General features: G+C 35.4%; 6 protein-coding genes and 3 pseudogenes. 5 read left to right on the top strand and 4 right to left on the bottom strand.

Annotated features, from left to right (window positions below):
- Nucleotides 1-159 precede the first annotated feature (159 nt).
- Both AB3X49_RS14945 and AB3X49_RS14940 read left to right on the top strand, forming a co-directional pair.
- Nucleotides 160-987: a GNAT family N-acetyltransferase gene (locus AB3X49_RS14945; RefSeq protein ID WP_367963056.1), complete on the top strand. Its 828-nt coding sequence runs from the start codon at nt 160-162 to the stop codon at nt 985-987.
- A gap of 15 nt (nt 988-1,002) precedes the next feature.
- Nucleotides 1,003-1,887 carry an alpha/beta fold hydrolase gene (locus AB3X49_RS14940; protein ID WP_367963054.1) on the top strand — a complete coding sequence of 295 codons (885 nt, stop codon included), beginning with the start codon at nt 1,003-1,005 and terminating at the stop codon, nt 1,885-1,887.
- 36 nt (nt 1,888-1,923) lie between these two features.
- Here AB3X49_RS14940 and AB3X49_RS14935 read toward each other — a convergent pair whose 3' ends face one another.
- The 3 genes and pseudogenes from AB3X49_RS14935 to AB3X49_RS14925 all read right to left on the bottom strand — a co-directional run bounded on the left by AB3X49_RS14935 (nt 1,924) and on the right by AB3X49_RS14925 (nt 3,609).
- Entirely contained in the window at nt 1,924-2,424 is a 501-nt protein-coding gene (locus AB3X49_RS14935) for a DoxX family protein (protein ID WP_367963052.1), read from the bottom strand.
- A 216-nt stretch (nt 2,425-2,640) separates the two neighbouring features.
- Nucleotides 2,641-3,033: pseudogene (locus AB3X49_RS14930) on the bottom strand (hypothetical protein); the annotation flags it as partial.
- Nucleotides 3,034-3,609 carry a histidine phosphatase family protein gene (locus AB3X49_RS14925; protein WP_367963050.1) on the bottom strand — a complete coding sequence of 192 codons (576 nt, stop codon included), beginning with the start codon at nt 3,607-3,609 and terminating at the stop codon, nt 3,034-3,036. It abuts the pseudogene before it with no gap.
- A gap of 169 nt (nt 3,610-3,778) precedes the next feature.
- On the opposite strand from AB3X49_RS14925, the gene AB3X49_RS14920 reads away from it, so the two are divergent.
- Nucleotides 3,779-4,117, top strand: a complete 339-nt coding sequence (locus AB3X49_RS14920) for a hypothetical protein (protein ID WP_002015241.1) — start codon at nt 3,779-3,781, stop codon at nt 4,115-4,117.
- Nucleotides 4,118-4,189: 72 nt separating this feature from the next.
- Complete coding sequence (locus tag AB3X49_RS14915) at nt 4,190-4,312, top strand: DUF4023 domain-containing protein (protein WP_000071861.1); 123 nt, start codon at nt 4,190-4,192, stop codon at nt 4,310-4,312.
- A 43-nt stretch (nt 4,313-4,355) separates the two neighbouring features.
- Here the strand turns inward: AB3X49_RS14915 and AB3X49_RS14910 are convergent.
- Nucleotides 4,356-4,841, bottom strand: a pseudogene (locus AB3X49_RS14910) (translocation protein TolB); the annotation flags it as partial.
- Between AB3X49_RS14910 and AB3X49_RS14905 the strand changes: the two are divergent.
- A pseudogene (locus tag AB3X49_RS14905) lies at nt 4,837-7,290 on the top strand (S8 family serine peptidase); the annotation flags it as partial. The pseudogenes AB3X49_RS14910 and AB3X49_RS14905 sit on opposite strands and share 5 nt — an antisense overlap.
- Nucleotides 7,291-7,338: the final 48 nt, after the last annotated feature.

Here is a 7,338-nt window from a genome sequence, read left to right as displayed (position 1 = left end):
GTTATAATTTGTATAAGTTTGTCTTTTCATATCAAGCATACTCCCCTTTACAAAGATAAATATAAACATGTTGGATTTCTTTTAATACGAACCTATTATTTTACATTTCGTAATATTATTCTTATTTTTTCTAATTTAAATAGAAATATGGTGAACTTTATGAAAACAGTAAAACTAGACGCATCTTCCATTCCAGATTTACTCTCTCTTTGCAAATCAGTCGGGTGGTTACAGCATGAGAGTTTTATGAAAGAGCAATTCCATATGTACCTTTCCATTGGCACAATTTTTGGCTATGTACATGAGAATAAACTTATTGCAGCGGGCGGGGTCTTTTCGTTTGCCCCTGGATTTTCTTCTATCGGTATGTTAATCGTGCATCCTGATTTTCAAAGAAAAGGAATTGGCCGTATTTTGTTAAACAATAGCTTAAAAGTAACTTATCCATCGCTCCCTATTACGCTCATTGCAACAAAAACTGGTGAATCCTTATATGAATCTTATGGATTTCAATCAATAACAACAATTCATCGTTTCGAAAAACAAGCGGCTCATATAAGTACAAATTCTTTTCCCATAAAACAAATTCAGCAAGCCGATCTTCAATCTCTCATTTTTCTTGATCAAACTGCGACTGGTGCAGATCGTTCTAATCTTTATTTATCACTACTATCGAGAGCAACTTACTCCTTTAAAATAGAGCGGGATAATCAAATAGATGCTTTTGCTTTATGCATACAAAAAGGAAATGTACTATGTGTCACTCCGCTTATTTCAAAAAAAGAAAAAGACGCTATTCAGTTATTAAAAATGATTTATAAATCGTGGAATGGGACGATACGCATTGATGTTCCGCACTCACAATTCATATTCCGCCAATTTCTTCAAACAGCAAATTTCCATGAAACGCTCCTTTCACCTCTTATGATAAAGAATGGTAATCAACTTCCTGGAAATCGTAATATAATAGATGCAGCGTTATGTTAGAAAGGGGACACCTAATTGAAGCGATTTAGCTATTTTATGGTAGGTTGTCTTACTCTTACACTATTAGTAGGATGTAGTGCAGCAGAAAAGCCAGTAGAACAAGTAAAACAAGTTAAAAATACAATTACAGCGAAACTGGCTACCGAGGAAAAAATGGTAGAGATAGATGGTCAAACGATTTACTTTAAAAAGATTGGTGATGAAAAACCACCTTTACTTATGATCCATGGATTTGGAGGATCATCCGATGGTTTTCAAAAGGTTTACTCAGATTTAGCAAAAGATCATACGATTATTTCTGTTGATGCTTTAGGATTCGGACGTTCCTCTAAACCGATGGATTTTTATTATTCTTTCCCAACTCATGCAAATTTGTATTATAAGTTAATGAAAAAACTAGGGTATGACTCATTCGCAATACTGGGACATTCTATGGGCGGAGAAATTTCTCTTAATTTAACATATTTATACCCTGAAGCGGTTACCCACCTTATTTTAACTGATGCTACAGGCGGCCCTCATACGTTCGTTAATAAACAAGGTTCACCAAAACCAAAGTTGTCGACTGATTTAAGTGCCGTTTCTTCTATTGCAGATTATGATGAGAGCAAAGTTAAATTCAAGCGTAATGATGAAGAGCATTATAATAAAATGAAATTATGGCCTAGGCGTCTTAAAATCAATGCAACTGAAATCAAGCAACCAACTTTAATTATATGGGGAAGAAATGATAATAGCGTTTCTTGGAAAGAAGGAGAAACTTATCATCAATTCTTAAAAAATAGCACTTTCCATATTATTGAAAAAGGTTATCATGCTCCATTTCGTCAAGAGCCACAAGAATTTGTAGGGTATGTAAAAGATTTCTTCGAGAAAAATCCTATAAGTGCTGAAAAATAAACGGGTATCTCATTTTGAGATACCCGTTTTCATATATTAAGCAGCTTGCTTTTGGCGTTTTTGAATTTTTGATCCTAGTACTTTTGGAATAACTAAGCCATCAATTCCAAGTTTTCCAGCATTCATACCAGAAACAAGAACGAACATGGATAAGATAACCATTTCAGGGTTTACACCAATTGACCCACTAAACATATAGGGAAAGTTCATTACAAGACCGAAAAAGACCGCTGTTTTTGTTAAACAGCCTACAATTAAACCAATTCCGACTAAAATTTCTCCCCACGTCACAAGTGTATTAAATAAATCAACGTTTGGAATTGCAAAATCTTGTAAGAATGATGCCCACCAAGATTGAACAGCTGGTTGTGCTCCTTTAGATTTTTCAATTGCACCTTGTAAATAACCAGTTGCATCGAAGCCTTTCCCTTGTAGTTTACCGATTCCAGCCATTACCCATGTGTAACCAAGATACACTCGAATTATCGCTAATACAAAAGAAACTGCTTTGTTTTCTCTTAAAAATTGAATAATCATATCTTCCTCCTAAAGTTGTAATTAAGCCAGTTACAGATAACATAATAACATTAGTTACTTACTTTTAAAACGTTAATCGTGAATAATTTGTGACATACATAAAAAACATTAAATACTAACGTTTATATAGTAACTTTTATTACCTGTAAAAACTTGAACATATCATACCACAGGTGATAATCATTTTCATTGAAGAAAATGTAAAAAAACTGTGAGTTAAATATGAAACGCATTCATTCGAATATAGAATAAATCCGTTTCATATTGTTTATATACTCGAAATGTACATGTCTCCTCATCGGTTAATCTCGCTTCTCGAACAACTTCTTCTAACGTTCTGTCATGGTTAATAAACCCGTAAAATAGGCGTATTGTAAACATAAGTGCTACATTTCCATCTACATAATCTATCAATCCAACATATGATTTTACACCACTATGTAAAAAGGATTCTACTAGTTTCAACTCCCCAAACTTATACCAACCATTTACAATATGTGTAATATGCAATTTTGCATATTACTTAATTTCCGCTACGCTAAAGTATACTCTCGGCTCATTTAAGTCGTACACATCTTCTCCTAACTCTTCCATTACAAATTTCCTCTCCTATAAGTCCATTTCATATATACCCGTTTCTTTCAAAAAATCAGCTCTAGTTAAAGCGACTTTCTGTAAATATTGCCTATACGCTGTAATTGTTCCATCGTGTGCAACGATACAAATTTTTTCTGCTTTTAACTGATAGCACCAGTGCAGAAATTCATCTACTATTTGCTGAAATTCCATCTCCGAGATGATATTGACTCCCTCATTCCATAACAATTCATTTCTACTTTCTTCTAATGAAAAATGTGGAAATAAATTTTGTATTATCTTTCGATCTAACAATTGATCGCACGGTAATGTTTTGGAGGATTCCCGATAAGGAAAAATACGCGGGGATATATATGGGTGAACAATTTTTTGACAAGCAACTTCCGCACTCCATATTGTCGCAGTTTGTAAAGTTCGAAGTGTAGGACTAGCGATTAATATATCCTTTTCTTGTAATGGTACATCGCACTGAAGCAATTCAGCCTGCTTCTTTCCCACGCCCGTCAATGGCGGATTCACTGCTTGTAAACTTAATGGTAAATCTTTCGTATGTTCACCTTCACCATGCCGAACAAAAATAAGTTTCATTCTCCTCTTCCTCTCACTAGAAAATGGTCTCACATATTTCTTCCCTATTTTTTTCTTTACTCCTGCTATTTTAAAAAGTAGAATGTAAAAAGTGTTTGACACCAACGTTTGAAAAATATTACAATTATATATGTAAAATACTTTTTACAAGAAGAGGAGGATTACAAATATGAAATGGATTATCGTCTTTATGGGAATGATCATATGGGGATACATAAATGGCTTTTTTACTAGTGATAAAACTGCTAATCCTTGGATTACAGATGATGAGCGTGAAACAAAAATTAAACAAAAAGCAATTATCGCAAGCTGGTCTGGTGTTTTCATATTTTGTATCATTAACCTCTTAAACAAATGGTTAGGTTTAGGAACGAGCGATACATCACCTTACTTACCATCTTCTGTCGCAACTATTTTAAAAGAAAATGTAGAGTTACAAGTTTTACTTATGTTATTCATTACGTATGGACTATTTTACTTATACTACCGAAGAAAACTAAGCGCTTAACTTTTATCTCATGATTATCCTCCTAAATGGTTATAGTAACTAGGACGCAATGAAAAAAGGAGAGATATAAAAATGAGTAACTCAAATGACTTTTTAGATACATTACATGAAAAACAAGCAAAAGATGAACAAAATAGAAAGCGCCAAGGGAACGGAAACCCTGCGAAAAAAAAGCCAAATAAAACACATAAATAACATTGAAAAACCTACCTGAAAATTATATTTCAGGCAGGTTTTTTTACTCGTCTTTAACCGAAACGACATCTTCCCAATTCCATTTCTCATAATACCACTCTGGTACATCTATATTTTCAATCCACTTCTTCTCATGTTTTCCATCGTTATGAGCAAGCCATACATCAGCTTTCTTACGATTTGAACGGAGCCACATTAATTGGTTGCTTTTCTTACTAAAAATAGGGTTATAATCGCCTTGGCTATTGGATGGCTTTGTAATTTGATGTTGTTCATCTGTTGTACTATTTATTTCATATAAAGATGGTAGTGGTCTTTTTTCTAGAGGGATCGATAGCTCTGCTTCCTTTGCCCTTGAAACGATAATTACATTCTCGTTCTTCCATGTGAAATCCCAATCAACATAGCCTTTTGGAGTAAATGTATTTTGCTGGAGAGCCGGCAATTCTTTTATTTTTAAATGCTTATTCTCTAAAGCAACTCTCCCGCTTCCTTCAATATAGGCTAATATATTTTTTGATGGCGCCCATGCTGAATCACTGCAAAAAGAGAAGCAATTTAGCCCACAGTTAAAAGCAAATATTGAACAATGGGGAGAAAACAAAATCGCGCAAAATGTTGAAACAAAAACATCAAAAGAAATTTCAGTTATTGTAGAATTGCAACATGCTTCACTCGCTTCACAAAGTAACATTCAACATGCTCCGGACCTACAAAATAGCAATGTGCAATCATACCATGCACAACTAAAAAAAGCACAAGAGGATACAACAAAGAAAATAAAAGAAAAAGCACCGAAAGCAACCATAAAAGAAACGTATAGTACGTTATTTTCTGGATTTTCTATTTCTATCCCAGGGGATCAAATTGCCGCTCTAGCTTCTTTACCTGAAGTAAAAGCAATTTATCCGAACTTAACATATAAATTACATGAAACGTCAAAAAGCCTAGCAGATCAAGAAACACCAAACGTTGGAGGCCCTACAGTTGGTGCACCTGAAGCTTGGAATTTAAAAGATCCGACTGGCAAACCCCTTGATGGAAAAGGGATGAAAGTCGCTATTATCGATTCAGGTGTCGACTATACCCATCCTGATTTACAAACAAATTATATCGGTGGCTATGATACAGTCGATGAAGATAATGATCCGATGGATGGAAATGTCCACGGTACCCATGTTGCTGGAATTATTGCTGGTAACGGAAAAATAAAGGGGATTGCTCCGAATGCTTCTATACTCGCTTACCGTGTCATGAATGATGGTGGTACCGGTACGACCGATGATATTATTCAAGGTATTGAGCGAGCTATTCAAGATGGTGCCGATGTTTTAAATCTATCTCTTGGTCAAGATTTGAATGTACCTGATCAACCTGTAACAATGACGTTAGAACGCGCAGCAAAACTTGGTGTTACTGCAGTCGTCTCAAATGGAAATGATGGACCAAAACCTTGGTCTGTTGACGCTCCTGGTAACGCAAGTAGTGTCATCTCTGTTGGTGCATCTACTGTTTCTATTCCATTTCCAACATTCCAAGTAGCTGGTTCCAACAAATCTTACCAAGGATTACCGTTATCAAAATCAGATTTCCAAGTAGGCAACGATGCTCAGCTTGTATATGTTGGCTACGGTAATTCAAGTGATTACGCTAAACAAGATGTGAAAGGTAAGTTCGCCCTTGTTTTACAAGGAACTTCAAGCACGTTAGTAAAAGCAGAACAAGCGAAACAAGCTGGCGCTCTTGGCGTGCTACTAATTTCTAACGAAAAAGAAATTAATCTTATGCCCGAATATTTTGCACGTGAAGATGTAGCTCTTCCAGTTATGCAACTATCAAATACAAATGGCGAAGAGTTAAAAACTTTAATTACAAAACGAAAGAAAAATATAAAAATTGGACAACCAAAGCAAACAGAACTTATTGGTAACTTTAGTTCAAGAGGACCATCACAAGGTAGTTGGCTAATAAAGCCTGATATTGTTGCACCTGGAGTACAAATTACTAGTACAGTCCCAAGAGGTGGCTATGAATCTCACAACGGAACAAGTATGGCTGCGCCACAAGTGGCGGGAGCCGTTGCCCTGCTGCGTCAAATGCATCCTGATTGGACGACAGAACAATTGAAAGCAGCTCTTGCCAACACTGCAAAAACATTAAAGGATGTCAATGAAAATACATATCCTGTCATGGCACAAGGATCTGGTTTAATTAACATTCCAAAAGCAGCCCAAACAGATGCATTAGTGAAACCTAACAATGTAAGTTTCGGTCTTATTAAACCTAATAGCGGCAAAGTGAAGTTAACACAAAATATTACATTACAAAATCTTTCTAACAAAAAGAAAAACTTTTCAACTCGCATTGAATTACTAGATACAAAAACAAAAGTCCAGACTTCTTTCTCTTCTTCTATTAGTGTGAAACCTAATAGTAACATCGAAAAGCCTTTTACTATTACTGTAGATAGCTCCTTACCACAAGGTGTATATACGGGAAATCTATATGTGAAAGAGCAAGGGAAGACTGAAGAAATGCGTATTCCATTTACGTTTAGCATTGATCCGAAAGAATACAAACGTATTGATGGTCTTGAAATCGTTAATTCTACTTTTAGTCCAAATAATGATGGAATACTAGATGACAACCTGATCAATTACTATTTAGTTACACCAGTGGAGGATGTAACATTTCACGCTAATTTAATTACGAAAGACCGTGTAACATATCAAGGCATGATACATCAAGGTAAAAACGAAACACCTGGTTATAAATCTTTCAAATGGAATGGTACGAAAACTGACGGATCTCCTCTACCTGATGGCTTATACCAAATCGAAGCTGTTGCTTCTAACTCTGGTGGAGAAACGAAACAGACAGGAGCTGTGTTCGTCGATCGCACTGCACCGAAATTATCACCTGAAGTAGATCAAGAAAACCTTGTAATTAGAGGGAAAGTAGATGATATACTTTTAGAACCTGTCTAGAATCTTTTTAATAAAATCGCCACGCCTGCCAATAAGCAA

Origin of the sequence: Bacillus sp. C30, assembly GCF_040838255.1 — a bacterium.
Lineage (GTDB): Bacteria > Bacillota > Bacilli > Bacillales > Bacillaceae_G > Bacillus_A > Bacillus_A mycoides.
The sequence above is the reverse complement of the archived record's forward strand: the minus strand, read 5'-3'. Positions and strand labels throughout refer to the sequence as shown.